This window comes from Ruminococcus sp., from assembly GCF_016287535.1.
In the GTDB taxonomy this organism is placed as follows: Bacteria; Bacillota; Clostridia; order Oscillospirales; family Ruminococcaceae; genus Ruminococcus.
The window spans coordinates 1-2,484 of sequence record NZ_JAEFAJ010000051.1 but is presented as its reverse complement, the minus strand read 5'-3'; the positions used below and the strand labels follow the sequence as shown (position 1 = coordinate 2,484).

At 45.1% G+C, this 2,484-nt stretch carries 1 protein-coding gene, 1 rRNA gene and 1 pseudogene; all 3 read right to left on the bottom strand.

Features of this window, described 5'->3' with window-relative positions:
* A 16S ribosomal RNA gene (locus QZZ36_RS12890) occupies nucleotides 1-349 on the bottom strand; the annotation flags it as partial.
* Between the two features lie 443 nt (nucleotides 350-792).
* Nucleotides 793-2,214 carry a glycogen synthase GlgA gene (gene glgA, locus QZZ36_RS12885; protein ID WP_295082496.1) on the bottom strand — a complete coding sequence of 474 codons (1,422 nt, stop codon included), beginning with the start codon at nucleotides 2,212-2,214 and terminating at the stop codon, nucleotides 793-795.
* 15 nt (nucleotides 2,215-2,229) lie between these two features.
* A pseudogene (locus tag QZZ36_RS12880) lies at nucleotides 2,230-2,484 on the bottom strand (glucose-1-phosphate adenylyltransferase subunit GlgD); the annotation flags it as partial.

Genomic DNA, 2,484 nt, shown 5'->3' with positions numbered 1-2,484 from the left:
CTCCCGTAGGAGTCTGGGCCGTGTCTCAGTCCCAATGTGGCCGTTCAACCTCTCAGTCCGGCTACTGATCGTCGACTTGGTGAGCCGTTACCTCACCAACTATCTAATCAGACGCGAGCCCATCTCAAAGTGATAAATCTTTGATAGTCAGAAGATGCCTCCCAACTATGTTATGAGGTATTACCATCCGTTTCCAGAAGCTATCCCTCTCTTCAAGGTAGGTTGCTCACGTGTTACTCACCCGTCCGCCACTAAGAACTCTCAGTAAACCAAAAGTTCTCCGTTCGACTTGCATGTGTTAAGCGTGCCGCCAGCGTTCGTCCTGAGCCAGGATCAAACTCTTTATTATTATCGTATATTTCAGATGTTTCCATCTAAGATATCTTAATCCTGTTCATAACGCTTGCGTTATTACTTGCGTGTTATTTTTTAGTCTTTTCTTGACCTCTCTTCTCTCCGCTGATTTCTCAGCTTCAAAAAGGAATCTCAAGGGTCGTTATACTTTTTTCTTCGCATTGTTCAATTTTCAAGATGCTGTCACTGCCTCTCCTGAGACAGCTTTAATATTATATCACTGCCTTTCCGGTTTGTCAAGTGCTTTTTCAAAATTTCTTTCGATTTTTTTACTCCACTCTTGATTCCCTTGTCGGACAGTAAATATATTATATCACCTATACCACAATTTGTCAAATCAAATTTTACTCAAATAATCCATTGCTTTTTGTATGAAATCACGGACAGCAGTCTCCCTCCCATATGGTCAGAAAAGGCACCTGAACGGCGCCTTTTCCGTTATTCCGCAGCAAGAAGCTCCTTGTAAGTCCTTATATATGTGTCGGCAGAAGCAGACCAGCTGTGATCGCACTCCATTGCCCTTTTAACAAGCTCCTTCCATGCATTTTTATCGTTATAGTCGTTCCATGCACGCTTTACAGCATCCAGCATATCATTGGCATTATACGTCTTGAACGTGTAACCGTTGCCTTCTTCTCCGCCGTTATCGCGTACAGAGTCCCTGAGTCCTCCTGTTTCACGGACTATCGGCACTGCTCCGTATCTCATGGCTATCATCTGAGCAAGTCCGCAGGGTTCGCTCTGTGATGGCATCAGGAACATATCCGAGCCCGCATATATCCTGTGGGAGAGCTCAGGCTCAAATCCGACCGTTACGGACACTCTGTCAGGATATCTTGCAGCCATTTCAAGGAAGAAGTCCTCATATATCTTTTCGCCGCTGCCCAGTATCACGAATTTCAGTCCGTCGTGGACCATTTCTTCAAACACACAGCGTATAAGGTCAATTCCCTTGTGGCGGACGAAACGCGATACTATTCCTATTATCGGCTCGCCGCCATCGGCAAGCCCGAATTCCCTGATAAGCTCTTCCTTGCACTTTTCCTTTCCCGCAAGCTTTTTTGCAGAGTAATTCTCCGCTATGAACTTGTCCTTGTCCGGATCGTACAACTTGATATCGATACCGTTCATGATGCCGCGGAGCTTGTACTGCTTTGTGACCAGTATCCTGTCAAGCCCGTGTGCATACCACGGATCCATGATCTCCCACGCATAGCTCGGACTGACGGTCGTTATCATGTCAGAGGTCTCAATAGCCCCCTTCATCATATTGACATAGCCGTCGTATTCTATAAGTCCTGCATTGTACATGGGTATGCCCATCAGCTCACCGAGCACCTCTTTTCCGTACTTTCCCTGATACTCGATATTATGTATGGTATAAACTGTTTTTATTCCGTCATATCCCTGCTGATACTTATAATAAACATTGTAATAAACAGGTATCATCGCTGTCTGCCAGTCATTGCAGTTTATAATATCGGGAGTAAACTTTATATACTTCAGCATTTCAAGTACTGCCCTGTCAAAGAACACGAATCTTTCGCAGTCATCATAGAAGCCGTAGAGTCCGTCTCGTGAAAAGTAGTACTCATTATCTATGAAGTAATAGGTTATACCTTCGTATATCGCCATAAATATACCGCAGTACTGCTTACGCCACGATACGTCTACAGTAATATTTGCAAGGAATACCATTTTCTCCCGTATTTCCTGCTTTATGGACTTATAGAGCGGTATCACCACTCTGCAGTCATGCCTTTTTGCCTTTATCGCTTTCGGAAGCGAGCCTACAACGTCTGCAAGACCGCCCGAGGCTGCGAATGGCACAGCCTCGCTGGCAGCAAATAGTATTTTCATATTTGATCACCGCCGTCAGATCTTACCGCCTTTTCCAATATACAGCGGATATGTCTCGGAGCCCGTAAGCACCTTTGCATCACTTATCTCTACGTTCTTGTCAGTTATTACGGAGGATATGCTGCAGCTTGAGCCGACCTTTGTTCCCTGGAACAGAACGCAGTCCTTGACTACAGTATCCTTACCGATCCTAACGCCTCTGAAGAGTATGGAATTGATGACAGTGCCCTTGATTATACATCCGTCGGCAATAAGCGAATCCTTGATATT

Bases quoted from the DNA above. Each gene is read 5' to 3' on its own strand.
- glgA (WP_295082496.1), bottom strand. From the start codon at position 2,214: ATGAAAATACTATTTGCTGCCAGCGAGGCTGTGCCATTCGCAGCCTCG.